The sequence below is a fragment of the Streptomyces tuirus genome (genome assembly GCF_014701095.1).
GTDB classification, from domain to species: Bacteria; Actinomycetota; Actinomycetes; order Streptomycetales; family Streptomycetaceae; genus Streptomyces; species Streptomyces tuirus.
Genome location: NZ_AP023439.1, coordinates 4914143 through 4937912, shown reverse-complemented (window position 1 = coordinate 4937912; position 23770 = coordinate 4914143). Strand labels below are relative to the sequence as shown.

The 23770-nt window shown below is 74.2% G+C and carries 25 protein-coding genes; 17 read left to right on the top strand and 8 right to left on the bottom strand.

Going from position 1 to position 23770, the window contains the following annotated elements:
- Positions 1-237 precede the first annotated feature (237 nt).
- On the bottom strand, positions 238-1434 hold the full coding sequence (locus IGS69_RS22850) for a sensor histidine kinase (RefSeq protein WP_190902402.1): 1197 nt from the start codon (positions 1432-1434) through the stop codon (positions 238-240).
- A gap of 82 nt (positions 1435-1516) precedes the next feature.
- On the opposite strand from IGS69_RS22850, the gene IGS69_RS22845 reads away from it, so the two are divergent.
- The 8 genes from IGS69_RS22845 to IGS69_RS22810 all read left to right on the top strand — a co-directional run bounded on the left by IGS69_RS22845 (position 1517) and on the right by IGS69_RS22810 (position 9943).
- Entirely contained in the window at positions 1517-1654 is a 138-nt protein-coding gene (locus IGS69_RS22845; protein ID WP_190902401.1) for a DUF4258 domain-containing protein, read from the top strand.
- 94 nt (positions 1655-1748) lie between these two features.
- Positions 1749-1970, top strand: a complete 222-nt coding sequence (locus tag IGS69_RS22840; protein WP_190902400.1) for a DUF2283 domain-containing protein — start codon at positions 1749-1751, stop codon at positions 1968-1970.
- Positions 1971-2219: 249 nt separating this feature from the next.
- Complete coding sequence (locus tag IGS69_RS22835) at positions 2220-3803, top strand: SDR family oxidoreductase (protein ID WP_190902399.1); 1584 nt, start codon at positions 2220-2222, stop codon at positions 3801-3803.
- Positions 3804-3807: 4 nt separating this feature from the next.
- A complete protein-coding gene (locus IGS69_RS22830; RefSeq protein ID WP_190902398.1) occupies positions 3808-5181 on the top strand; it encodes a cryptochrome/photolyase family protein in 1374 nt (457 codons plus the stop codon).
- An 84-nt stretch (positions 5182-5265) separates the two neighbouring features.
- A complete protein-coding gene (locus IGS69_RS22825) occupies positions 5266-6408 on the top strand; it encodes a polyprenyl synthetase family protein (RefSeq protein ID WP_190902397.1) in 1143 nt (380 codons plus the stop codon).
- A complete protein-coding gene (locus tag IGS69_RS22820) occupies positions 6405-7967 on the top strand; it encodes a phytoene desaturase (protein ID WP_190902396.1) in 1563 nt (520 codons plus the stop codon). The genes IGS69_RS22825 and IGS69_RS22820 overlap by 4 nt, the downstream gene beginning before the upstream one ends.
- The gene (locus IGS69_RS22815; protein ID WP_190902395.1) at positions 7954-8937 is read left to right on the top strand and encodes a phytoene/squalene synthase family protein; all 984 of its coding nucleotides are present in this window, start codon (positions 7954-7956) and stop codon (positions 8935-8937) included. The genes IGS69_RS22820 and IGS69_RS22815 overlap by 14 nt, the downstream gene beginning before the upstream one ends.
- Positions 8930-9943, top strand: a complete 1014-nt coding sequence (locus IGS69_RS22810) for a DUF5914 domain-containing protein (RefSeq protein WP_232543618.1) — start codon at positions 8930-8932, stop codon at positions 9941-9943. The genes IGS69_RS22815 and IGS69_RS22810 overlap by 8 nt, the downstream gene beginning before the upstream one ends.
- Positions 9944-10001: 58 nt before the next feature.
- On the opposite strand, the gene IGS69_RS22805 is transcribed toward IGS69_RS22810, so the two are convergent.
- The 4 genes from IGS69_RS22805 to IGS69_RS22790 form a co-directional block, all read right to left on the bottom strand.
- Positions 10002-11576, bottom strand: a complete 1575-nt coding sequence (locus tag IGS69_RS22805; protein WP_190902394.1) for an FAD-dependent oxidoreductase — start codon at positions 11574-11576, stop codon at positions 10002-10004.
- Complete coding sequence (locus IGS69_RS22800; protein ID WP_190902393.1) at positions 11573-12289, bottom strand: class I SAM-dependent methyltransferase; 717 nt, start codon at positions 12287-12289, stop codon at positions 11573-11575. The genes IGS69_RS22805 and IGS69_RS22800 overlap by 4 nt, the downstream gene beginning before the upstream one ends.
- On the bottom strand, positions 12286-13524 hold the full coding sequence (locus IGS69_RS22795) for an FAD-dependent oxidoreductase (protein WP_232543617.1): 1239 nt from the start codon (positions 13522-13524) through the stop codon (positions 12286-12288). Before IGS69_RS22795 ends, IGS69_RS22800 begins: the two co-directional genes overlap by 4 nt.
- Before the next feature lie 147 nt (positions 13525-13671).
- On the bottom strand, positions 13672-14769 hold the full coding sequence (locus tag IGS69_RS22790) for a MerR family transcriptional regulator (RefSeq protein WP_190902392.1): 1098 nt from the start codon (positions 14767-14769) through the stop codon (positions 13672-13674).
- Positions 14770-14931: 162 nt separating this feature from the next.
- On the opposite strand from IGS69_RS22790, the gene IGS69_RS22785 reads away from it, so the two are divergent.
- The 6 genes from IGS69_RS22785 to IGS69_RS22760 all read left to right on the top strand — a co-directional run bounded on the left by IGS69_RS22785 (position 14932) and on the right by IGS69_RS22760 (position 18129).
- Entirely contained in the window at positions 14932-15555 is a 624-nt protein-coding gene (locus IGS69_RS22785; RefSeq protein WP_190902391.1) for a sigma-70 family RNA polymerase sigma factor, read from the top strand.
- Positions 15556-15652: 97 nt separating this feature from the next.
- Positions 15653-16480: a DUF4397 domain-containing protein gene (locus IGS69_RS22780; RefSeq protein WP_190902390.1), complete on the top strand. Its 828-nt coding sequence runs from the start codon at positions 15653-15655 to the stop codon at positions 16478-16480.
- 205 nt (positions 16481-16685) lie between these two features.
- A complete protein-coding gene (locus tag IGS69_RS22775; protein ID WP_232543616.1) occupies positions 16686-17132 on the top strand; it encodes a class F sortase in 447 nt (148 codons plus the stop codon).
- Positions 17120-17521 (top strand): hypothetical protein, encoded by a 402-nt coding sequence (locus IGS69_RS22770; RefSeq protein WP_190902389.1) that lies wholly within the window; start codon positions 17120-17122, stop codon positions 17519-17521. The genes IGS69_RS22775 and IGS69_RS22770 overlap by 13 nt, the downstream gene beginning before the upstream one ends.
- 82 nt (positions 17522-17603) lie before the next feature.
- Complete coding sequence (locus tag IGS69_RS22765; protein ID WP_190902388.1) at positions 17604-17873, top strand: type II toxin-antitoxin system Phd/YefM family antitoxin; 270 nt, start codon at positions 17604-17606, stop codon at positions 17871-17873.
- Positions 17866-18129, top strand: a complete 264-nt coding sequence (locus IGS69_RS22760; RefSeq protein WP_190902387.1) for a type II toxin-antitoxin system RelE family toxin — start codon at positions 17866-17868, stop codon at positions 18127-18129. The genes IGS69_RS22765 and IGS69_RS22760 overlap by 8 nt, the downstream gene beginning before the upstream one ends.
- 138 nt (positions 18130-18267) lie before the next feature.
- Here the strand turns inward: IGS69_RS22760 and ychF are convergent, their stop codons facing one another.
- Positions 18268-19356, bottom strand: a complete 1089-nt coding sequence (gene ychF / locus IGS69_RS22755) for a redox-regulated ATPase YchF (RefSeq protein WP_030842729.1) — start codon at positions 19354-19356, stop codon at positions 18268-18270.
- A 168-nt stretch (positions 19357-19524) separates the two neighbouring features.
- Here ychF and IGS69_RS22750 point away from each other — a divergent pair, with 168 nt between their 5' ends.
- A complete protein-coding gene (locus IGS69_RS22750) occupies positions 19525-20118 on the top strand; it encodes a DUF6542 domain-containing protein (RefSeq protein WP_190902386.1) in 594 nt (197 codons plus the stop codon).
- Positions 20119-20147: 29 nt separating this feature from the next.
- On the opposite strand, the gene ppgK is transcribed toward IGS69_RS22750, so the two are convergent.
- Entirely contained in the window at positions 20148-20894 is a 747-nt protein-coding gene (gene ppgK, locus IGS69_RS22745; protein ID WP_190902385.1) for a polyphosphate--glucose phosphotransferase, read from the bottom strand.
- 68 nt (positions 20895-20962) lie between these two features.
- On the bottom strand, positions 20963-21988 hold the full coding sequence (locus IGS69_RS22740) for a 4-hydroxy-3-methylbut-2-enyl diphosphate reductase (protein WP_190902384.1): 1026 nt from the start codon (positions 21986-21988) through the stop codon (positions 20963-20965).
- Positions 21989-22239: 251 nt separating this feature from the next.
- Between IGS69_RS22740 and xseA the strand changes: the two genes are divergently transcribed.
- Positions 22240-23448 (top strand): exodeoxyribonuclease VII large subunit, encoded by a 1209-nt coding sequence (gene xseA, locus IGS69_RS22735; RefSeq protein WP_190902383.1) that lies wholly within the window; start codon positions 22240-22242, stop codon positions 23446-23448.
- A gap of 9 nt (positions 23449-23457) precedes the next feature.
- Positions 23458-23703: an exodeoxyribonuclease VII small subunit gene (locus IGS69_RS22730; protein WP_190902382.1), complete on the top strand. Its 246-nt coding sequence runs from the start codon at positions 23458-23460 to the stop codon at positions 23701-23703.
- The last annotated feature ends 67 nt before the right edge of the window (positions 23704-23770 follow it).

Genomic DNA, 23770 nt, shown 5'->3' with positions numbered 1-23770 from the left:
TACGCGGCGGTACGGGCGGCGAACCCGTTGACGGCCCTGGGCATCGAAGGTCCGCGCGGGCACGGTGTTCTCGGCGGCGGCTCCGGCCGTTCGGCGCTCCTCGCGGACGGGGCGGTGGGCTCGTCCGCGAGGAGCTGGAGGAGACGCTGGGCCTGTCGGCCTGTCGGCCTGTCAGGCGGGGGCGGTGGCACGCAAGTTCCGGGCGACGCCGACTGACGGTCCGCCGAGCGAGGACGCCTACATCGCGGACGTCCCCGTGCCATGACGCGTGCCCGTCCACCCCACCGGGAAGACCGCCTTCACCGTGAAGCCGCCGTCGGGCGTGGGGGCCGCGTGGAAGGCGCCGCCCAGCAGGTGTGCCCGTTCGCGCAGGCCCACCAGGCCGTGGCCGCCGCCGAGGAGGGCCGGCCCGGCGGGGCGGTGGCCGGGGGCGGTGTTGTGCACCTCGACGTGCAGGCCGGCCGCGCAGCGCACCCGTACCCGCGCCCGCGCGCCCGGGGCGTGCTTGCGGATGTTGGTCAGCGCCTCCTGCACCGTGCGGTACGCGGCGCGTTCGACCGGCTCCGGCACCGGGAGCGGAGGGACCGACACGTCGAGGTCCACCGTCAGGCCGCTGTCGCGGACCAGGTCCGTGAGACCGGCCAGTCCGGCCCCCGGGGCGCCCTGTGCGCCCGGGTCTCCCGCCGTGCGCAACACCCCCACGAGATGGCGCAGTTCGGTGAGAGTCTGGACCGACAGTTCGTGGATCGTGCGGGCCGTCGTCCGCACGTCCGTGTCTCCGGGCCGGCCCACCTGCAGCGCACCGGCCTGGAGGCTGATCAGGCTCACCTTGTGGGCGACGATGTCGTGCATCTCCCGGGCCAGCCGGTTGCGTTCGGTGGCCAGCACCCGTTCGGTCAGGACCTGGTTCTCCCAGGCCCGCCGCTCCATCGCCGCCCGCAGGCGCTCCTGCCGCGAACGGACCGACCGGCCGAGGACGACGACGCCCGCCGCCACCCCGCAGCAGTCCAGGGCCAGCAGCGCGGTCTCCCGGTCGAGGGCGAGGGAGGAGACGCCGGCCGCCGGGTGGGGCAGGAACCACGCCACCGCGACCGCCGCCGCGCCTGCCACGCCGACGAGGGCGTGCCCGCGCCGGACGGCGACGCAGTAGAGCGCGATCAGCGGGGCGAAGGCGATGTGTCCGAGGTACAGCCCGGGCAGGCCGGCGAGCACGGCGACCTCGGGAGCCGGGCGCCGCAGCAGCAGCGCACCGGCGGCGACCAGCGCCAGCCACGTCCCGTGTCCCGGGGTGAGGCCGTTGACCACCAGTCCGTCCACCAGGGCGACCAGCACCGGCAGCGCCCCGGAGGCGAACCGCCGTAGGGCAGCGGGGGCCTGCGGCCCGTCGCCCCCTGGCGCGACCGAGGGCAGAGCGGACGCCGGTACTCCGCTCATCGCGGCCCCGGTCCCGTGCCGACCAGGTCCGCCCGGTCCGCTACCACCGCCGCCTGCACCCGGTTGAGCCGTCGCCGGGCGGTTGCTGCTCTCCCAGGGCGTCAAGAGCATCTCCAAGCACGCGGCCCAGCGCATGGCCCAGCGCGGCATCAGCCAGGAGATGGTCGCGCGTACGGTGAAGACCGGCAAGAAGACCAAGGGCAAGTCGCCGGGCACGTAGAAGTACACCACCGGAAAGATCTGGGTCGTGATCAACAAGGCCGGCAACGTCGTGTCCGTCGGCCGCAACTGAGCCCGTTCCCGAGAGGCGAAGCATGCACATCGACTACGACCGCGAGAACGACACCGCGTATGTCTCTCTCGTCGCGCACGTCGCGGACGGCGCCGCCGTCCGGCAGATCCCCGTCGACGGGGTCGGGGCGGACGCCGAGGTGTTCCTCGACGTGGACGCGTCGGGGCGGCTGCTCGGCATCGAGGTGATCGGTGCGGGTGGGGCCCTGCCGGTGGAGGTACTGGAACAGGCCTCCACCGGCTGAGCGCGGGGCGCCGGGCCGGTGACGCCCGGCCTGCTCCCCGGTGACCGCAGCGACTGAACGCAGGGGCCGGGCTCGTACGAGTCCGGCCCCTGCCCGTACGGGCACCCAGCCGCCCGGGACCGGACGGTCATCGTGCCGGTGCTGCCGGGTGTCGTGCATCCGCCGAGGGGCCCGGGCGGGAAGTGTTCGCGTCAGGGCCGGCCGTGATCCGACAGCACGGCGACGGTGTCGGAGGACGGAGGCACGACCATGACGACGGACGGGCGGCGGCTGCACTGCCTGGTCACCGGGGCGTCCGGCTACATCGGCGGGCGCCTGGTGCCGGAACTGCTTCAGGAGGGCCACCGCGTCCGGTGCCTCGCCCGCTCCCCCGGCAAGCTCCGCGACCACCCCTGGGCCGCGCACGCCGAGGCGGTCCGGGGGGACGTCACGGACCCGGAGTCGGTCGCCTCGGCGATGCGCGGGGTGGATGTCGCCTACTACCTGGTGCACGCCCTGGGCTCCGGCTCCCGGTTCGAGGACACCGACCGCGCCGCCGCCCGGATCTTCGCCGAGCAGGCCCGGGCGGCCGGCGTACGGCGGATCGTGTACCTCGGCGGACTGACGCCGCGTGACGTCCCCGAGGGGGAGCTCTCCCCGCACCTGCGGTCCCGGGCCGAGGTGGGGGAGATCTTCCTCGACTCGCCCGTGCCCGCGACCGTGCTGCGCGCGGCCGTCGTCATCGGCTCGGGCTCGGCGTCGTTCGAGATGCTGCGCTACCTCACCGAACGCCTGCCCGTCATGGTCACCCCCAGCTGGGTGCACACCCGCACCCAGCCCATCGGCGTACGGGACGTGCTGCGCTATCTCGTCGGGTCGGCCACCATGCCGGACGACGTCGACCGGGCCTTCGACATCGGCGGCCCGGACGTCCTCACCTACCGGGACATGATGCTGCGCTACGCCGCCGTCGCCGGGCTGCCGCGGCGGTTCATCGTGCCGGTGCCGGTCCTCACGCCACGGCTGTCCAGCCACTGGGTCGGCCTGGTCACGCCGGTGCCCGCCTCGCTCGCCCGTCCGCTGACGGAGTCGCTGCGGCACGAGGTCGTCTGCCACGAGCACGACATCGCCCGGTACGTGCCCGACCTCCCGGGCCGGCCGCTGCCGTTCGACGAGGCGCTGGCCCTGGCGCTGCGCCGGGTGCGCCAGGCGCAGGTCTCCACGCGCTGGTCCTCCGCCTCGGTGCCCGGGGCGCCCAGCGACCCGCTGCCCACCGACCCCGACTGGGCGGGCGGCAGTCTCTACCAGGACGAACGGCAGCGGTCGGTCGACGCGTCCCGGGCCGAGCTGTGGAAGGTGGTCGAGGGCATCGGCGGCGACAACGGCTGGTACTCCTCCCCGCCGGCCTGGGCGGTCCGGGGCTGGCTCGACCGGTTCGCGGGTGGGGTCGGGCTGCGCCGCGGACGGCGGGACACCGAGCGGCTGAGGGTCGGCGACTCGCTGGACTTCTGGCGGGTCGAGGAGATCGAACCGGGTCACCTGCTGCGGCTGCGCGCCGAGATGCGGCTGCCCGGCCTCGCCTGGCTGGAGATGTACGCCGAGACCGACGAGGCGGGCCGCACCCGCTACCGGCAGCGCGCCCTGTTCCACCCGCGCGGCCTGCTGGGCCACGCCTACTGGTGGAGCGTCGCCCCGTTCCACTCCGCCGTGTTCGGCGGCATGGCGCGCAACATCGCGCGGGCGGCGTCCGAGGGCACGAGCGGACGCCGGAGCGCCTCGCGCATCCGACGGGCCCGTGAGCGGCGAAGTGTCCGGGAGCAACGAACGCAATCCGCACCACCGCACCAGGAGTGACGCCATGACCGTCGCGGTCGTCCTGTTCACCTCGGACCTGCGTCTGCACGACCATCCGCCCCTGCACGCGGCGCCGAAGGCGGCGGACGAGGTGGTGCCCCTGTTCGTCCGCGACCCGGCCGTCCACGCCGTCGGATTCGACGTGCCGAACCGGGCCGCGTTCCTCGCCGACTGCCTGGCCGACCTCGACTCCTCGCTGCGCCGGCGCGGCGGGCGGCTGGTCGTGCGCACCGGGCCGGTCGCCCGGGAGGTCCGCGCGGTCGCCGCCGCGTGCGGTGCCGCCGAGGTGCACATGGCCGCGGGGGTCACCGGCTTCGCCCACCGCCGTGAGGAGCGGCTGCGCAAGGAACTGGACGCGGACGGTGTCGCGCTGCGCGTGCACGACCGGGTGGTCACCGCCGTCGCGCCGGGGGCCGTGACCCCGCAGGGCTCGGACCACTTCGCCGTGTTCACGCCGTACATGCGCCGCTGGTCGAAGGAGCCGCTGCGCGACCCCCTGCCCGCCCCGCGTGCCGTGCGGGTCCCCGAGGCGGTACGCGGGGAGGAGCTGCCGTCCCGCGCCGGGGTGGCGGACGTGTCGGCGGATCTCCCGGCCGGCGGCGAGTCGGCGGGGCGCGACAGGTTCGCCCGGTGGGCGGACACCGGCCTGGCCCGGTACGAGGACGGGCACGACGACCTGGCCGGTGACGCGACCTCACGCCTGTCGCCCTACCTCCACTTCGGGGCGCTGTCGCCGGTGGAGGTGGTCCGGCGGGCCCGGGCGAAGGGCGGCGCCGGGGCGGAGGCGTTCGTCCGTCAGCTGTGCTGGCGCGACTTCCACCACCAGGTCCTCGCGGCCCGGCCCGAGGCGTCGGTGCGGGACTACCGCTCCCGGGACGACCGGTGGCGGGGCGAGGAGGACGCCGCCGAGGAGATCGCCGCGTGGCGGGAGGGCCGCACCGGCTACCCGGTCGTCGACGCGGGCATGCGCCAGCTGCGCCACGAGGGCTGGATGCACAACCGGGCCCGGCTGCTGGTGGCGAGCTTCCTGACCAAGACGCTGTACGTGGACTGGCGGATCGGCGCCCGGCACTTCCTGCGGTTCCTGGTCGACGGCGACCTCGTCAACAACCAGCTCAACTGGCAGTGGGTCGCCGGCACCGGCACCGACACCCGCCCCCACCGCGTCCTCAACCCCGTCCTCCAGGGCAAGCGCTACGACCCGGACGGCGCCTACGTACGCCGCTGGGTGCCCGAACTGGCCGACGTGAGCGGCGCCGCGGTGCACGAGCCCTGGCGGCTGCCGGAGGACGAGCGGGCCCGGCTGCGCTATCCGGCGCCGCTGCTCGACCTCGGCGAGGGCCTGGCCCGCTTCCGGCAGGCCAGGGGCCGCGACTGAGAGCCAGCCATCCGGCGCATCCGAAACGGCCCCGTGCGCGGAAGCACTGATGTGCGGATGACCGGAAGCGAGAAGGGGTTGCGCATGCTTGGACGGCGGCCGACGGTGGCCGGACCGGCGGAGACGAACCACGCCCCGCTCACCGCTGCCGGGGCCACCCGCGCCATGGAGGCGGTCCTGGAGCGGGTGCTGGAGGCGCGGTTGCGGCAGGCCCGCGACACCGACGCGGTGTTCGCCCTGGACATGGCCGACCGTCTCGCCGCGTACGTCCGGCGGGGCGGCAAGCGGCTGCGGACGGCGTTCGTGTGGTGCGGCTGGCGGGCCGCGGGCGGCTCGGGTGACGCGAGCGCGGTCCTGCGCACGGGGGCCGCCCTCGAACTGCTCCAGGCCTGCGCCCTCATCCACGACGACGTGATGGACGGGTCACCGCTGCGCCGGGGCGCTCCCGCGATGCACGTGGACTTCGCCCGCGGAGACCGGGCCGGCCGCACCGGTGGGTCCGCCGAGTCGTTCGGGACGTCGGCGGCCGTCCTCGCGGGCGATCTGGCGCTGGCGTGGGCGGACGACCTGCTCACCGAGACGGCGCTCGCCTCGCCGCACGGCCCGCGGCTGTTCGAGGAGTGGCGGGCCATGCGCACCGAGATGGTCGCCGGGCAGTACCGCGACCTGCGCGCGCAGGCGAGCGGCTCGTCCGGCGCCGAGGAGGCGCTGACCATCGCCGTCCTGAAGAGCGCCCGGTACACGGTCGCGCGGCCCCTGGCGCTGGGCGCGTCGCTGGCCGGTGCCGACGCCCGCACCCTGGGCGCGCTGCGGGCCGCGGGCCGGTGCGCGGGGCTGGCCTTCCAGCTGCGCGACGACCTCCTCGGCGCGTTCGGGGACCCGGCGCTGACCGGCAAACCGGCCGACGAGGACCTGAGCGCCCGCAAGCTCACCCCTCTGCTCGCCGTCGCCGTCCGGCTCGCGCGGACCACCGGCGACCGGGACGCCGCCGCCGTGCTCGCCCCCGGCGCGGACGCCCGGCCCGGGCACACCGTCGAGCGGATGCGGGCGGCGATGGAGCGGACGGGCGCCCGGGCCGAGGTGGAGGCGAGGATCGCCGGCCTGGCGGCCTCCGGTCTGCGGCATTTCGAGGCGACCGGCGCCGCGCCCGGCGTACGGCGGGAGTTCGCCGCGCTGGTCGAGCGGGCCTCGGGCGTCGCCCCGCAGCAGGCGGAGGAGCTGGTATGAGGACGGTGACGGGGCCCACGGACCATGTCGTCGTGGTGGGCGCCGGCCTGTCCGGGCTCGCCTGCGCCCTGCATCTGCTGGGCGCGGGCCGCCGGGTCACCCTCGTCGAGCGGGACACCGGACCGGGCGGCAGGGCCGGGCGGCTGGAGCTCGGCGACTACCTGGTGGACACCGGTCCCACCGTGCTGACCATGCCCCATCTGGCCGACGAGGCGTTCGCGGCCGTCGGGGAGAGCCTCGACCGGCACGTCGGGCTGCTGCCCCTGCATCCCGCCTACCGGGCGGGCTTCGCGGACGGGACCTCGCTCGACGTGCACACCGACGGCGACGCCATGGAGGCGGAGGTGCGGCGCTTCGCCGGACCGGCGGAGGCCGCGGGCTACCGCAGGCTGCGGAAGTGGCTGGAGCGGCTGTACCGGGCGCAGATGCGCCGCTTCATCGACACCAACTTCGACTCGCCGCTGCGGCTGGCGCACCCCGATCTGGCCCGGCTGGCGGCCCTCGGCGGTTTCGGGCGCCTCGACGGCGCGATCGGCCGTTTCCTCTCCGACGCCCGCCTGCGCCGCGTCTTCTCCTTCCAGGCCCTGTACGCCGGGGTGGCACCGGCCCGGGCGCTGGCGGCCTACGCGGTGATCGCCTACATGGACACCGTCGCCGGCGTCTGGTTCCCCAAGGGCGGCATGCACGCGCTGCCGCGTGCGATGGCGGACGTGGCCGCCGGGGCCGGTGCCGAGCTGCGCTGGTCGGCCGAGGTGAGCGCGCTGGAACGCCCGGCGGGCCGGGTGCGGGCCGTCCGCCTCGCCTCGGGCGAGCGGATCCCGTGCGACGCGGTGGTACTGACCTGCGAACTGCCCGCCGCGCACCGGCTGCTGGGCCGGGCACCCCGCCGCCCGGTGCGGCTGCGGCACTCGCCCTCCGCGGTGGTCCTGCACGCGGGGACCGACCGCACCTGGCCCCACCTCGCCCACCACACCCTGTCGTTCGGCGCCGCGTGGGAGCGCACCTTCGACGAACTGACCCGCTCGGGCACGCTGATGAGCGACCCGTCCCTGCTGATCACCCGCCCGACCACGCACGACGCCTCCCTGGCGCCGCCGGGCCGCCACCTCCACTACGTCCTGGCGCCCTGCCCCAACACCGCCGTCGGCCCCTCCGCCACCGCCTGGCGCGACCTCGGCCCGCGCTACCGCGACACCCTGGTCGCCGAGCTGGAACGCCGCGGCCTCGACGGGTTCGGCGACAGTGTCCAGGAGGAGCTGCTGGTGACCCCGCTCGACTGGACGGCCCAGGGCCACGCGGCGGGCAGCCCCTTCTCCGTCTCCCACACCTTCGCCCAGACCGGTCCCTTCCGGCCGCGCAACCTCGTCCGCGGTGTGGACAACGTGGTGCTCGCCGGCTGCGGAACCACCCCCGGAGTCGGCGTACCGACCGTGCTCATCAGCGGGAAACTCGCCGCCGCCCGCGTCACCGGCGACCGCACCCGGGCGGCCCGGGCGAGCCGCCCCCCGGACCGCCGCCCGACCACGCCGACCGGAGCAGGTGCCCATGACCCGTCGTGAACTGGACGCCGCCGGGATCACCGACCCCGGCCTGCGCGGCGACTACGGCGTGTGCCGGCGGCTCAACGCCCGGCACGGCCGGACCTACTTCCTGGCCACGCGCCTGCTGCCGCTGGAACGCCGCTGCGCGGTGCACGCGCTGTACGGCTTCGCCCGCTGGGCCGACGACATCGTCGACGACCTGGACCGGCGCCTGACCCCCGACGAGCGGGACCTGCTGCTGAAGCGGCTGGAGGGCGATCTCACGCACGCGCTGCGCACCGGCGGCGGGGCCGAGCCGGTGGTCCGGGCCGTGGCCGACACCGCCGACCGGCACGGCATCGAGGTGGACCTGTTCGCCGACTTCCTCGCCTCGATGCGCGCCGACCTGACCGTCACGGACTACCCGGCCTACGCCGATCTGCGGGCCTACATGCACGGCTCGGCCGCGGTGATCGGTCTGCAGATGCTGCCCGTGCTCGGCACGGTCGTCCCGCGCGAGGAGGCGGCCCCGCACGCGGCGGCCCTCGGCGTGGCGTTCCAGCTGACCAACTTCCTGCGGGACGTGGGCGAGGACCTCGACCGCGGACGCGTCTACCTGCCCGCCGACCTGCTCGCCGCCCACGGCGTGGACCGGCCGCTCCTGGAGTGGAGCAGGCGCAGCGGCCGCGGCGACCCGCGCATCCGGGCGGCGCTCGTCGCCGCCGAGGCCCTGACCAGGGACGTGTACCGGGATGCGGAACCGGGCATCGCGATGCTCGACCCGCGGGTACGCCCCTGTGTCAGGACCGCGTTCACGCTGTACGGCGGCATCCTCGACGCGATCGCCCGGCAGGACTACACCGTGCTGCACCGCCGGGCTGTGGTGCCCCGCCGGCGCCGGGCGGCCATCGCCGCGGCCGGTGTCCTCAAGGTGGCCCGCGCCCGGTGGCAGGCGCCGCCCGCGGCGGCCCACCCCGCACTTGGACGGAAAGGACCGGGCCGTGGCTGACCGGGCGGACAAGGCACGCTGGACCTCACCCCTGCGGCGGCGCCGCGGCCCCGGCTGGGCGGAGCAGACACCGACCTGGCGTGCGGCCCGGCCGCCGCTGATCGCCGACGCCCTCAAACGCGCGTCCGCCCGGCCCTCCGGCAACTGGTTCGTGGCCGGTGCCTCCCGGGAGGTGCGCCCGGGCAGCCCCTGCGGCAGGACCGTCGGCGGTGCCGAAGTGGTGCTGTGGCGCTCGCGGTCGGGCGACCTCCGGGCCGGTCCCGGGGCATGCCCGCACCTCGGCGCACCGCTGCGGGACAGCCGGGTGGTGTGCGGCACGCTGGTGTGCCACTGGCACGGACTGGCCCTGGACGGCTCCGCGTTCGCCGGCTGGCAGCCGTACCCCGCGCACGACGACGGGGTGCTGGTGTGGGTACGGCTGGACGCGGTCGGCGGTGAGGAGCCGGCGGAGCGGCCCGTGATCCCGGACCGTCCCGCACCGGGCAGCGGGGTGGACGCCGTGTACACGGCCGTCGGGCGGTGCGAGCCGCAGGACGTGGTGGCCAACCGGCTCGATCCGTGGCACGGGTCCTGGTTCCACCCGTACTCCTTCGTCGATCTGACGGTCGTGAGGGAGCCGCGGGGCGACGAGGACGGCCAGGGCGACGCTTTCGAGGTGGACGTCTCCTTCCGGGTGGCGGGCCGTCTGGTGGTGCCCGTGCGGGCCGAGTTCACCGCGCCGGAGCCGCGCACCGTCGTCATGCGCATCACCGACGGCGAGGGCGCCACGTCCGTGGTGGAGACCCATGCCACGCCCCTGACCGCCGCGGACGCCGAGCGGCCGCGGACCGCCGTGATCGAGGCGGTCGTCGCCGCTTCGGACCGGCGCGGCTTCGCCCTGGCCCGGGCCGCCGCCCCCGTGCTGCGCCCCCTGATGCGGCGCACCGCCGGGCGCCTGTGGCGCGACGACCTCGCCTACGCCGAGAGGCGCTGGGAGTTGCGCAGCAGCGGGCGGTTCCCCGGCTGACCCGACCCCGCCGGACGGGCCTGCGCGGAGCGGCCCGGGCCCGTCCGGCGGCCCCGCGTCACCGGCGTACCCGACGCCCGGCGAGCCCGGCGAGTGCCCGCAGCACCCGGGAGCGGCCCGCCCGTGGCACGGTCCACAGCACCTGGCCACGCACACCCCACCGGGCGAGCAACGCGTTGGACGCCAGGAAGCCGGTGGTGGCGGCGCGTTCCATCAGGGCCACGGGCAGGTCGCAGCGCAGCCCGTCGCCGGCCAGCGTCAGCCACGGGTGCGGGGTCTTCACGGTCGGGCGCCGGTGGTGGGTGCCGGCCGGGAAGAGCGGGCAGTCCGCGCGCCACTCGTGCCGGGCGTCGACCACGCGCGCCTCCCGGGTCTCCGGGTAGATCCGCCGCAACTGCCCGAGCAGCGCGTCCTGCACGCCCTCCCGGTCCGCGCCGGGGCCGACGGCGTAGGCGTGCAGTTCCACGACCGAGCCGGTGTTCTTGGCGGCCCAGCGGGCTGCCTCCCCCTCGTAGCGTTCCAGGACGCTGATGTTGTCGAGGCCGTCGTAGCCGCTGGTGCCGAGGAAGCCGGGGCGGTCGGCGTTCACCGGCCGGTCGAGCCAGAGCCGCGAGACGAGGAACGGCGGGGCGGTGCGCAGGGCGGCGATGCCGTCGCGCCAGGGGGCGGTGCCCAGGCCGGGCGAGGCGGCGACGACCCCGCGCAGTCCGCCGGTGTCGAGGGCGAGCACCACCGCGTCGTGCCGGTCGGTGCCGCCGGCGGTGCGTACCTCGGCTCCGGCGCCGCCGTCGGGCTCCACGCTCCCTACGGCCGTGCCGGTGCGGACGGTGGCGCCGAGGCGCTGGAGGTAGTCGCCGAGCGGCTCCCACAGGGCCTGGGGGAAGGGCTCGTCGGGCACGTCGAAGAGCAGCCCCTCCGAGGAGCCGAGGAAGTAGATGTGGAACATCAGCATCAGTTCCGCGGCGGACAGTTCGCGCGGGTCGGCGAAGAAGCTGCGCGAGAACACCTCGAAGGCCAGGTGGTGGGCGGCCTCGGGGAAGCGGACGCGCTCCAGGAACGCGGTCGCGCCGACCCGGTCGAAGCGCGCGTACACGTCGGGCACGCGCACGTCCATCAGGGGCAGCGCCGCCCGCGCGTTCAGGGCGGCGAGGTCGCGGCGGCCGAAGGTGGGGCTGAGGACGGCGAAGCCGAGGGCGCTGAGGGGCGGGGTGCGCGGGACGCGGGCGAAGCTGTCGGTCAGTCCGCCGCTGTGCCGCAGGGGGTAGTCGGGCAGCGGGACGAGGCGGCTGAGGGCCGGGTCGGTGCGCCGCAGCAGGCCGCGCAGGTTGTAGTACTGGCGGAAGAAGGCGTGGAAGCCACGGCTCATGGTCACCTCGGAGCCGTCGGCCAGCCGGGTGGGGTGCCCGGCGAGGCGACCGCCCAGGGACTCCTCGCGTTCGTAGAGGGTCACCCGGGCGCCGCGCTCGGCGAGTCCGGTGGCCGCGGCGAGTCCGGCGATGCCGCCGCCCACCACGGCGACGGAGGGTGCGTCCCCGGGCGCGAACCGGTCCCGGCCGGGCGCGGGCATCAGGACCTCGGCCTTGCGGTCCCGGCCGCGGCGGGCGGCGGTTCGCGCGGGTGTCGGACGGCTCATCGGCCGGCCTCCCCCGCCGTGGCCACGAACGTGTGGGTGATGCCGGTCTGCCACCCGGCGAGGGGAAGGGCGCGGGCACCCGTGAATCCGGCGCGCGTCAGCCGCCCGGTGAAGTCGGCGGCGGTGTCGAAGTCGAGGACGCTGTGCCACAGGTGCCGGTACAGGGCCCGGTCCCCGGTGAGCGTGCCCGCCGGGATGATCACTCCCTGGCAGACGGCCGTCCACAGCGCCCGGTGCGCGGGCGAGCCGCCGAGGCTGTACTCGTGGACGGCGAGGCGCCCGCCCGGCCGCAGCAGGGTCCGCACGGTGGCGAGGACCGCGTCCGGGTCGGAGACGTTGCGGAACAGGTAGGCGGCGAAGACCGCGTCGAAGGGGCCTTCGCCGGCCGCGTCGAGCTCCTCGGCGCTCAGGTGCAGGAACCGCACGCTGTCGGGCCACGGCTTGGCCAGCGCCCGCTGCAGCATGCCCGCGGAGGCGTCCACCGCCGTGATCCGCGCCCGGGGTGCGGCCCGCAGCAGGGCCCGGGTGGAGGCACCGGTGCCGCAGCCGAGGTCGAGCAGGTGCAGTCCGGCCCCCTCCCCGGAGAGCCTCAGCCGGCGGGCCGAGCGCAGCAGGTCGGCGCGGTAGCCCGGGTTCAGGCCGGTCAGGCGGTCGTAGGTGCGGGACGCGTGGTCGAAGGCGTGGGCCAGGTCGCGGTCGCGCAGCAGGGTCATCGGGGGCTCTCTCCGGTTCCTGGGGCGGGGTGGGGGCGGCGGGGCAGGAAGGGCAGTTCGAGTGCGGTGCGGAGCATCGGGCCCACGGGGGTGCGCAGTCCGATGCCCCACTCCTCCCGGACCGAGGTGGCGCCGTCGAGGAAGCGCAGCAGGCGTTGTGGGGGCGTACGGCGGAAAAGCCCGGTGAAGAACGCGGGGCCGTCGATCCGCCCGGTGTCCAGGGCCCGCAGCAGCACGGCGTCCATGGCGAGCGCCCGGCGCCCGTGCGGTGCGGGCACACTCCCGCGGCCGTCCCGCAGGGCGGTGGCGATGGCCCGGCTGTGCCGCTGGACGGCCGCGAAGGTGTAGCCGGTGGCGGGGCGGGTCGCACCGCCCGCGGTCCCGATACGGAAGACGGCCGCTCCGGCCCTGCGCGGGAAGCGGGCGTCGGTCATGGGGATGACGCCCTGCTCGGCCGCGTCCACGGTGAACTCGCCCAGGCGCAGCACCTGGTGGGCGTAGTGGCGGAGCGCCGCCTCGTAGGCGGCGGTGGTCAGCGGGGTGCGGGAGAACTCGGTGTACTCGACCAGCGCCCGGTCCGGGGCCAGCGGCAGGACGTAGCCGAAGGCGAGCCCGTGCCCCGGCTGGGGGACCCGGAAGTCCATGAGGTCGGCCACCGCCGGGGCGAACCGGTCGGTGCGGGTGCGCACGAACCAGCCACGGAAGTGCTGCGACAACCGCGTCCGGGCCGGGGGCAGGGCGCGCAGGGGCCGCGAGTCGAACACGTACCGGGAGCGCAGCGTCAGTGTGCGGCCGTCCGGTGCGGTGCAGCGGACCTCCGCGCCTCCGGGTACGTCGCGCACCGAGTCCGCCGTGGCCCGAAGGACCCGCCCGCCGGGCGAACGCTCCAGCCGGGCGTGCACCAGCCGCTCGAACGCCGTGGAACGCACCATGCGGTAGCGCGAGGGGGCCGGGTCGACGGTGAGCGGGCTGCCGTCGGGGCCGTGCACCCGCAGCAGGGGCCAGGTGGCGGTGACGGCCTCCTCGAAATCGTCGTCCGCTCCGCTGTGGCCGTCGCCTTCGCGCTGATCCCAGTAGCACCAGGTCCGCTCGGCGGGGCGCGCGGGACCGTCCGGCGGCTCCACCACGGTCACGGTCGCGACGCCCGTCTCGACCAGCCGGTACGCGAGGCTGAGGCCGGCGGCACCGCCTCCGACGACCACCACGTCCGACGTGCCGCCGGGTTCCCCGCTCACCGGGCCCACCACGCGCCGCTCATCTCCGTACTCCGCTCCCGGCCACCCGGTCGGCTGTTCCCCGCCCGTCGTGTTCTGTCCGTTCAACGCTTCCGGCGGATGAGCGTGTTCGGATGCAGCAGCGCCCGGGCGCGATGCGGCGTCCCCCTAACGCGACACCACCGACTCCAGAACCGCGACGGCCTCGGCCAGCCCCGTCGGACGCGGCAGACCGGTCACGGTCCGGCCGCTCCAGCCGGGCCCGATCGTCAGGACCACCGGCTTGCGGCGGGCGCCCCGCACCCCCCACTCCATCGCCGCCACGTGCTGGGCCAGCGGCCGGCTGGCGGTCGTCCGGGACTGGGCCCACAGCGCCACGGCCGCAGGCCCGGTCCGGCGTACGGCCGTGACCAGGGACTCCACGGGCAGGGCGCCGCCGAACATGCGCACGGGCAGACCGCGTTCGGCCAGCGCGGCGGCCAGCACCTCCAGGGGCAGCGTGTGGTTCTCCCCAGGCACACAGGCGAGCACGACGGTCGCGCCCGGTCGGTCGGCGGCCGAGGGCGGGGCACCGCGCCGCAGCGCGCCGGAGACGTGCCAGGACAGGAAGTGCTCGACCTCGACGTACTTCTCGCCCGAGCTCTCCCACTTGCGGCCGACCGCCTGGAGGGTCGGCATGATCACCTCGGTCCAGGCGGCCACCAGCCCGTGCTCGACGATCGCGGCCTCGAGCAGCTCGTCGAGCGCGACGGCGTCGAGGCGCAGAGCGGCACGAGCGATGCCCTTGCACTCCTGACGGACGTCACCGAGACGCAGCCCGCTGCCCGCGCGGCTGCGGGGGCGGGCGGGCGGTAGCGGTGGCGTCTCGGAGGGTCGACGGGCTGGGACGTGCGCCCGCGGGGGCGTGTCCGGTGATGCCGGGGCGGTCCGTCCGACCAGGCCCGCATCAGGGCCCGCGTCAGGCCCCGCGTCAGGCCCCGCCTCCTGCGTCGCTTCGCCGAGCACCGTGCGGGCCGCCTCGGCGGGCGGTATCCCGGTCGCCGTCAGGGCGCACATCCGCTCCAGCCGTGCCACGTCCATCGCCGTCCACCGCCGGTGCCGGCCACCGGTGTGGGCGTCGGGACCGAGGCCGTAGCGGCGGTCCCAGGTGCGGACCGTGGTGGGCGCGACCCCCAGCCGCCTGGCCACCTCGCCGGTGGTCAGCCCGCCACCGAGCGGCACGCCCCCGCGTCCGCGGTCCTCATCGTCCCGTTCGTGTGTACCCATACCTCCGACTGTACGACGCACAAACGACGCATGTTGAGTCGCGTCGTTTGTGCGCCGAACACTGGCTCCGAGCGCATGGTCGCGGCTCCGCACAGCGCGACCGGTGCGGTTCGGCAGACGGCCTTCCGTCCCCGCACGACGCACTGCAGGAGGAACCAGGCCATGATCACGAACACGCGACTCACCACCCCCGCCGCGCCCGCCGCCCCCACCGTTCCGGCGGAGGAAACGCGGTACGAGGAGGAGCTGGCCCGTGGCCTCGTCGCCGCCGACGAGGAGGCGTTCGCCGCGATCTACCGGCGCTGGGGCTCGCTCGTCCACACCATGGCCACCCGACTGCTCGGTGACACCCACGAGGCGGAGGACGTGACCCAGCAGGTCTTCCTCGGCGCCTGGCACGGCCGTGCCGGGTTCCGTCCCGAACGGGGCCCGCTCGGCGCCTGGCTGGTCGGCATCACGCGCCGCAAGATCGTCGACGCGCTGGCGGCGCGGACGCGGCGGCTGACGCTGATCGACTCGGCCGGCCGCGACGCGGACACCACCGGGCCCGACGAGGCGGCCCCGGACCGGGTCCTGGACCGGGTGCTGCTGATCGACGCCCTGGCACGGCTGCCGCGGCACCAGCGCGAGGTGCTGTGCATGGCCTTCTACGAGGACCTGACCCAGGCGCAGATCGCGGAGCGGACCGGCATGCCCCTGGGGACGGTCAAGAGCCACGCCCGCCGCGGCCTGCACCGGCTGCGCCTGGTGATCGAGCAGCCCCCGGTCCCCGACGCGGGCCTTTAGCGGTGACGCCGTACGCGCATCCGCGACGGCCCCCACACCCGAAAACAGGACCGAGGCTCCGCACCGTACGGAGACTCCGTTCGAAGGGATGATTCCCATGACCTCTCACACCCGCCTCGCCCTCGCCGCCTCGGCCGGTGCCTGCGGCCTGGCCCTCGGCGTCTGCGCGCCCGCCCTGGCCGACCAGCAGGACAAGGCCATGGTGTCCGTCTTCCACGGCATCCCCGGCATGACCGTGGACGTGTACGCCAACGGCGACGAACTGATCGGCGACTTCAAGCCCGGCACCGTGACGGACCCCCAGTCCCTCGACGCCGGGACCTACGAGATCCAGATCTTCGAAGCGGGCCGGAGTCCTGACGGAACTCCGGCCCTGGAGAAGAAGATCGAGGTGCCCGAGGGCGGGAACGCCACGGTCGCCGCCCATCTCTCGGCCGACGGCAAACCGGAGTTGACGGCCTTCACCAACGACGTCTCCCAGGTCGACGCGGGCAAGGCCCGTCTGACGGTCCGCCATGTCGCCGCCGCGCCCGCCGTCGACGTCCGGGCCGGCGGACAGCCGGTCTTCAACGACCTGACCAACCCCAAGGAGGACACCGCCGAGGTCGACGCGGGCACCCTCAACACCGATGTGGTGCTGGCCGGTACGGACACCGTGGCGATCGGTCCGGCCGACCTGAAGCTCAGTGAGGGCACCAGCAACGTCGTCTACGCCTGGGGCAGCGCCGACGACAAGAACCTGGCCCTGGCGACCCAGTCGTTCAGCGGCATGGAGTCGTCGCCCCGTGGCGTCCCCGCGGGCGGCAGCGGTGCCGCCGCCGCGACGAACTCCTCCGACCTGGGGCCGGCTTTCGCCGCCGGGGCCGGAGCGGTCGCGGTGACCGGCGTGCTGGTGGCCCGCCGCTTCGCCCGCCGGCGTGGCTGACGGCACACGACGGCTGACGGGCCCGATGGTGGCGGCTGCCGCTCTGGCAGCCGTCCTCGGCTTTCCGCCCACGCCGTCGGACCGGGCCGTACCTCCACCCGGCTTCACGTCGGAGCCGCCGGAACACGGGCCGGCGGCGGCCCCGACGACACCCCCCGGCGCTGCGGCCCCGCGCGCGGGGCAGGATCCTCCACCACCCCGCCGCGTGCTCGCCCCCCGCACCGGCCTCGACGCCCGGATCAGCCCGGTGGGCGTGACGGCCCGAGGGACCATGACCGTCCCCGACGACCCGTCCGTGGCCGGCTGGTACCGCCACGGCCCCGCACCCGGCAGCGCCCGTGGTTCGGCCGTCGTCGTCGGTCACGTCGACACCGAGACCGGCGCCCTCGGCGAGTTCCTGGCGCTGTACGGCATGCGGCGCGGAGACCGGATCGAGGTGCGCCGCGCCGGGGCCGAGCCGGTGACCTACCAGGTCGCCACCCGCTTCACGGTGCCGAAAGAAGCCCTACCCCCCTCGACGTTCCGCCGCGCCGGCCCCCCGACCCTCACCCTCATCACCTGCGCGCCCCCGTACGACCCCGAGCGGGGCGGCTACGTATCCAACCTCGTCGTCACGGCGGAACCCGTCGGGAGGACGCAGTGGCCCACGTAGAGTCCGCACACCTGGTGGAACTGGCACTGCACAACGCCTCCCCGACCGACGCCGACGCGGAGGCCCTGCGCCACATCGAACACTGCGCACGCTGCCGCGACGAGCTCGGCATGCTGACCCGCCTGGTGACGGCGGCCCGCACCGCACAGCTCGCGGACCTGCCGACGACGCCCCCGGCACGGGTCTGGAAGCGGATCGACCGCGGCCTCTCCACGGAAACGGCACCACCCGGGCCGCACACCGGCACCCCGGACCACCGCAAGCGGGCCCTTCTCGCCCTGCTCGCACTCGCTGCCGCCGCCGGCATCGCCCACCGGTACCTGCCCGAGCGCTCGAAGCTCGTGCACCCCAGGGCTCGCCGCCAGGACCGCCCCGGTAGCCGCGAATGACGCGCTCGGGGCCGAAGGGACACCGACGCCCCGAGCACCCTCGCCGTTGTGTACACATGCGCCACTCGGTACTCTTGGGCGCATGACACAGCCGCTGCCCACAGAGTCAATCCGCGATGTCCGGGCACACCTGGCCGAGGTCGTGGAGCGGGCTGACCGCGACGACGTACCCACGGTGATCACGCGCAGAGGCAAGGAGGTGGCTGCCGTGGTGTCCATCGACGTGCTCCGGAAGTACCAGGAGTGGGAAGAGCGCGAGATCAACCGGATCATCGACGAGCGCATGGCCAACCCGGCACCCGGCATCCCGATCGAAGAGATCATGAGGGAGACGCGGGCACGCAGTGAGTGAGTACCGCACCGTCTTCCGTCCCGAGGCTCAGGCCGAGCTCCGCAAGGTGCCGCGGGACACGGCCCTCCGCATTCTGGCCAAGCTGGCCGAGCTGGAGAGCGACCCATTGGGGTTCAACACCACGGCCCTCGTCTCCCAGCCCGACCGACGCCGCCTGCGGGTAGGCGACTACCGCGTGATCTACACGATCGACAACGGGGAGCTGGTGGTCTGGGCCGTGCACGTCGGGCACCGCTCCCGCGTCTACGACACCTGAGCACCAGGGCAACACGACGCGGCCCGGGCGCGCCGCACACCAACCCGGCACTGGAAGACGAAGAGCCCGCCTCCGAAGAGACGGGCACTCCCTGACCTGCATGTTTGCCGGATCAGCGACGTGGCGACAGGTCAGCGGTCACACATTGAACCGGAACTCCACCACATCCCCGTCCTGCATCACATACTCCTTGCCCTCCATCCGCGCCTTCCCCTTCGCGCGGGCCTCCGCCACCGAACCCGTCTCCACCAGGTCGTCGAAGGAGATGACCTCCGCCTTGATGAAGCCCTTCTGGAAGTCGGTGTGGATGACGCCGGCGGCCTCGGGGGCCGTGGCGCCCTTCTTGATGGTCCAGGCGCGGGATTCCTTGGGACCGGCGGTGAGGTACGTCTGGAGACCCAGCGTGCGGAAGCCGACGTGGGCCAGGGTCGCGAGGCCCGGCTCCTCCTGGCCGACGGACTGAAGGAGTTCCAGCGCCTCGTCCTCGTCGAGCTCGGCGAGGTCCGCCTCCAGCTTGGCGTTGAGGAAGATCGCCTCGGCCGGGGCGACCAGGGCCCGCTGCTCGTTCTTGAAGTCCTCGTCGGTCAGCTCGTCCTCGTCGACGTTGAAGACGTAGAGGAACGGCTTGGTGGTGAGCAGGTGCAGGTCGTGCAGGAGCTCCTCGTTGCCGGAGCCCTGGACGATGCCCGCGGAGAACAGCGTGTCGCCCTTCTCCAGGATCTCCTTGGCCTCCTCGACGGCCTTGACCTTCGGTGCGATGTCCTTCTTGATGCGCGACTCCTTCTGGAGGCGCGGCAGGACCTTCTCGATGGTCTGCAGGTCCGCGAGGATCAGCTCGGTGTTGATCGTCTCGATGTCGTCCTTCGGCGAGACCTTGCCGTCCACGTGCACGACGTTCTCGTCCTTGAAGGCGCGGATGACCTGGCAGATGGCGTCGGACTCGCGGATGTTCGCGAGGAACTTGTTGCCCAGGCCCTCGCCCTCGGAGGCGCCGCGCACGATGCCGGCGATGTCGACGAAGTCGACCGTGGCCGGAAGGACCCGCTGCGAGGAGAAGATCTCCGCCAGTTTCGTCAGGCGGGGGTCCGGGACGCCGACCACGCCCACGTTGGGCTCGATCGTGGCGAACGGGTAGTTGGCCGCCAGCACGTCGTTCTTGGTCAGGGCGTTGAACAGGGTCGACTTGCCGACATTCGGCAGACCGACGATTCCGATCGTGAGCGACACGTTGCGACTTCCCGTGAGTGGAGGGCCAGGGGGCCAGGGGACCGGCCGATCCACCAGTCTACGGCGTGTCCGGAACCACCCGGGCGACGTATCGAACGCTTGGCCAAGCCGTGGCCGACGGCGTGTCTGAAGGCCTATTCGGCATATAGAACGACCTAAGTTGGTCCGGTGGAGCAATACAGGACGCGATCTCCCCAGTACGGACCGCGACGGGACCGGCCCAGGCCGCCCCGCCAACCCGTGCCGTCGCAGGCGGGACGGGGAGCGGGGGGCGAGCCCGTGCGCGCGGCCCGCCCGCCTGGGCCGCGACGCCGCCCCGCGCCGGTACGACGGCCCGCGCCCGCTCCGGCGCCCGCCGCGAGAGGGCTGCCGAACCCACGGCTGACCGGCCTGGGCAGCGGACTGTTCTGCGCGGTGGCGATGTTCCTGCTCGGCGCGCTCTGCTCCGCGCTGTTCGGGGCGTCCCTGACGGCGTACGGCGTGCTGTTCCTGCCGGTGAGTGCGCTGACCGCCCTCTGGGTGCGCCGGGGGGACCTGATGACCGCGCCCGTCGTGGTGCCGATCGCGTTCGCCGTGGGGCTGCTGCCGGTGGCCGACAGCGAGGACGGGACCGGCGGCACGCTGATGGGCCTGGTGACGGCGCTCGCCACGCAGGCCGGCTGGCTGTACGGCGGCACTCTCATCGCCGGGCTGATCGTGATCGTGCGGCGGATCCGGCTGGTGCACCGGCGGCGGACGGCAGGGGCCCGGCCGCCGGTCTGAGCTCTCGCCCCTGTCCCGGTCCGAGGCGGCTAGTGTCCGGCCGCCCGCATCGCCGCGCCGACGATCCCCGCGTTGTTCTGCAGCTGCGCCGGGACGATCTCGGCCTTGATGCCCTGGATGTGGGGCAGGAACTTGTGGGCCTTGCGGCTGACGCCGCCGCCGATGATGAACAGCTCCGGCGAGAACAGCATCTCGACGTGGGCGAGGTACTTGCTCACGCGGTGCACCGCCCAGTGCTCCCACGTCATGTCGTGGTCCTCGCGGGCCTTGCTGGAGGCCCGCTTCTCCGCGTCGTGCCCGTCGAGCTCCAGGTGGCCCAGCTCGGTGTTGGGGACGAGCACGCCATCGACGAAGACCGCGCTGCCGATGCCGGTGCCGAGGGTCAGCAGGATCACCGTGCCCCGGCGGTCGCGGCCGGCGCCGAAGTGCATCTCGGCGACGCCCGCCGCGTCGGCGTCGTTGATCACCGTCACCGGCACGCCGCCCAGCCGCTCGCCGAGCAGCGCGCGGGCGTCGGTGTCGATCCAGCTGTCGTCGACGTTCGCCGCCGTGCGGATCGTGGCTCCGTCGGTGACCACGCCCGGGAACGTGACCCCGATCGGGCCCGTCCAGCCGAAGTGGTCGACGACCTGCTTGACGCCGTCGGCCACCGCGTCGGGCGTGGCCGGGTGCGGGGTGAGGACCTTGTGGCGCTCCTGGGCGAGGTCGCCCTTGTCCAGGTCCACCGGGGCACCCTTGATCCCGGATCCGCCGATGTCCACTCCGAAGATCTGCATGGCCCTACGCTACGACGAACGACTGACGGTCACAGGCCGGACAGCGGTGCTGCCCGGCCTGTCCCCGATCACTCCCCGGAATTTTCACCGGTCCCGGCGCCGCCCCGCTCGGAAGTCAGGGCCGCGGCCTCCTCGCGCAGGTCGCGGCGGAGCTCCTTGGGGAGGGAGAACGTGATGGACTCCTCGGCCGCCTTGACGATCTCGACGTCCTCGAAGCCGCGCGTGGAGAGGTACTCCAGGACCTGCTCGACCAGGATCTCCGGGACGGAGGCGCCCGAGGTGACGCCGACCGTGGTCACGCCCTCCAGCCAGGCCTCGTCGATCTCGTCGGCGAAGTCCACGAGGTAGGCCTCGCGGGCACCGGCGAGCTTGGCGACCTCGACGAGCCGCTTGGAGTTGGAGGAGTTGCGCGAGCCGACGACGATGACCAGCTCCGACTCGGCGCCCATCTGCTTCACGGCCAGCTGGCGGTTCTGCGTGGCGTAGCAGATGTCGTCGCTGGGCGGGGAGATGAGCTGCGGGAACTTGTCCTTCAGCGCGTCGACGGTCTCCATGGTCTCGTCGACGGACAGCGTGGTCTGGGAGAGCCAGACGACCTTGGACGGGTCGCGGACCTGGACCTTCGCCACGTCGCCCGGGCCGTCGACGAGCTGGATGTGGTCGGGGGCCTCGCCGGAGGTGCCGATGACCTCCTCGTGGCCCTCGTGGCCGATCAGGAGGATGTCGTAGTCCTCGTTCGCGAAGCGGACGGCTTCCTTGTGGACCTTGGTGACGAGCGGGCAGGTGGCGTCGATGGTGGCGAGCTTGCCGCGCTCGGCCTCCTCGTGGACGACGGGGGCCACGCCGTGCGCGGAGAACATGACGATGTTGCCCGGGGGCACTTCCTCCGTCTGCTCGACGAAGATCGCGCCCTTCTTCTCCAGGGTCTGCACGACGTACTTGTTGTGGACGATCTCGTGCCGGACGTACACCGGAGCGCCGTACTGCTCCAGGGCTTTCTCGACGGCGATCACGGCGCGGTCCACACCCGCGCAGTAGCCACGGGGGGCGGCGAGCAGGACACGGCGGCCAGGCGAAGCAGACATGCGTCCCATCGTAAGGCCGCGTTCGGCGGGTCAAAGATCGCGTCCGTGTGGAGTCCCCGGGAAGACTGACATCGGGCGGCGCGAGTGACCTACAGCGGGAGCGGAGCCGACCCGGCGAGCGGCGCGCCGCTCTCGTGAGGGGCCGGCGCACAGAAGCCGGCCCCCGGAAGCCCGCGAGCCGCGCCGCCACCCCCATGACGTGCCGGTGCCGGCCAGGGCGGCTGAACCGGGTTGTCGGTGGTGCCCACTACCCTCGCGGCATGGCTGTGAACACGACTCCGGAAGCACCGCTGCCCGTCGGCGAGGTGTCGCGGCTCATCGGGGGCTGGATCGACCGGCTCGGGGCGGTGTGGGTCGAGGGGCAGATCACCCAGTTGTCGCGGCGGCCGGGCGCGGGTGTGGTGTTCCTGACGCTGCGGGACCCGTCGTACGACATCTCCGTCGGCGTCACCTGCTACCGGCAGGTGTTCGACGCCGTCGCGGACGTGGTGAGCGAGGGCGCCCGGGTCGTCGTCCTGGCGAAGCCCGAGTGGTACGCCCCGCGCGGCCAGCTGTCGCTGCGGGCCGCCGAGATCCGGCCCGTCGGGGTCGGTGAGCTGCTCGCACGCCTGGAGCAGCTGAAGAAGGCCCTCGCGCGCGAGGGGCTGTTCGCGCCGGAGCGCAAGAAGCCGCTGCCGTTCCTGCCGCAGCTGATCGGGCTGGTCTGCGGACGGGCCTCGGCCGCCGAGCGGGACGTCCTGGAGAACGCCCGGCACCGCTGGCCCGCCGTCCGCTTCGAGGTGCGCAACGTCGCCGTGCAGGGCGTGCACGCCGTGCCTCAGGTGGTGCAGGCCGTGAAGGAGCTCGACGCGATCGACGACGTGGACGTGATCATCGTCGCCCGGGGCGGTGGCAGTGTGGAGGACCTGCTGCCGTTCTCCGACGAGCAGTTGATCCGGACGGTCGCGCAGTGCCGTACGCCCGTGGTGTCCGCCATCGGGCACGAGCCGGACAACCCGCTGCTGGACCAGGTCGCCGACGTGCGCGCCTCGACCCCCACCGACGCCGCGAAGAAGGTCGTGCCGGACGTCGGCGAGGAGTACGAGCGGGTGCGGCTGCTGCGGGACCGGGCGCGGCGCTGTGTGGCGGCGCTGGTGGAGCGGGAGGAGCGCGGGCTGGCGCACGCGCTCGCGCGGCCGTCGATAGAGGATCCGCACCGGATGATCGACGTGCGGGCCGACCAGGTGACGGACCTGCTCGACCGGGGCCGGCGCTGTCTGCGGCACCAGCTGGACCGCGCCGACTCCGAGCTGACGCACACGCACGCGCGCGTGGTGGCCCTCTCTCCCGCCGCGACCCTGAAGCGCGGGTACGCCGTGCTGCAGAGGGCGGACGGGCACGCGGTCCGCGACCCGGGCGAGGTGGAGGCCGGCGAGGCGCTGCGCGCGCGGGTCTCCGAGGGTGAGTTCTCCGTACGAGTGGACACATAGGGTGGGTGGATGACCAGCGAGGTTGAGGAGACGCCGGGCACCGGCGAGGCGCTCGGGTACGAGCAGGCGCGGGACGAGCTGATCGAGGTCGTCCGGCGTCTGGAGGCGGGCGGTACGACGCTGGAGGAGTCCCTGGCGCTCTGGGAGCGCGGCGAGGAGCTGGCCAAGGTGTGCCGGCGCTGGCTGGACGGGGCCCGGGCGCGGCTGGACGCGGCGCTGGCGCAGGAGGCCGCGGAGGACGCGGAGGAGGAGTGACCGACCGGGACCGTTCGGTTCGGGTGATCCAGCCCGTTTGCACTAGTTGAACGTTGAACTTCACTCG